At 34.5% G+C, this 1233-nt stretch carries 1 protein-coding gene; it reads left to right on the forward strand.

Features of this window, described 5'->3' with window-relative positions:
• Window positions 1-843: 843 nt before the first annotated feature.
• On the forward strand, window positions 844-1233 hold a 390-nt coding region (locus tag TR08_RS33420; protein ID WP_045522582.1), incomplete at its 3' end, for an ArsB/NhaD family transporter.

Below are 1233 nucleotides of genomic sequence, written 5' to 3' on the forward strand. Positions count from 1 at the left end.
ATAATACAATAAGACATATTTTTTTCATAATTCTTACACCCTTTTTTAGGTGTATGATTCCCAATCCCTCTTCAACTATCCTGCTTCGTTACTTGAATAAGAATTGAAGTCTTATTTGAAACGACTTAAACTTTGCCAAAGGGCAACTCCTAAAAAGAAAACGATTATTGTCAAGATAAACCAAGAGTAAAAGTTCTTTTTGTTTCGTAGTATTTTGTATGTAAAGAAAATCAGAATAAAAATCAATATTGCCATTCCCGTTATTGCCAATAGCATATTAAGCACGAACATAATTAACCTCCTCAAGAATTAAGGATAGCTGCTTTGTAGTTCTTGTATAAAAGAAGAATTTAAAGTAATTTCAGTCTTCCACAAAGTGTAACTCTTCTGCAACTAAACTGCTTCGTTAGTTGAACAAGAAAAGGATGCATTTTTATCAGACAGATCTTTAAGGAAAGCACCCTTTAGTTTAAGTTCAATTCTTCACAAATTACTTCGATAAATTAAATTAGAAAAATTTCATGCCTACATAAACACAAAAGTAGTAACTTAAAAATAAGATTAAACTGTATTGAGCGGAGCTGTCTTAGCTTCGCTTTTTATTTTTGCTACTATGTTACTGTCTTGATTCTTATAATTACTTGCAATATTTAGACTTTTGTTGATTTATAAAAAAACAGGTACTTACCCAAAGCCTGTCTTTATCATCTTTCATAAGTTATAGTACAACATCACAAGAGGGATAGATGGAAGGGAGGGACAGTAGCGGAGTCACCAAAACGTGGAGGTAAGGTCGTCTCAGGAAAGCATCCTGAATTACTAGCTAGATGAAAGGAGAAAAATATGACACATTTAACCGTCTGGGTAACGATTATAACTTTTTTGGTTACCCTCGGATTTATTCTTTGGAGACCTAGAGGGATCAATGAAGCTATACCTGCCGCAATAGGTGCGGTTATTGTCATACTCAGTGGAAGTGTTTCATTATCAGACCTGGGTATCATTTCAAATACCATAAGTGGTGCCGCCATTACGATTATGGCAACGATTGTCATGGCAATTGTTTTAGAAAGTTTTGGTTTCTTTAACTGGGTGGCAGAGAAGCTCGCAGAAAAAGCAAAGGGGTCAGGGGTTCGTTTATTCTGGTACGTCAATCTTTTATGTTTTCTCATGACACTCTTTTTTAATAACGACGGGAGTATTTTAATTACAACCCCCATACTAGTCATGTTA

This window comes from Neobacillus niacini (genome assembly GCF_000759675.1).
Taxonomy (GTDB): domain Bacteria; phylum Bacillota; class Bacilli; order Bacillales; family Cytobacillaceae; genus Neobacillus; species Neobacillus niacini_A.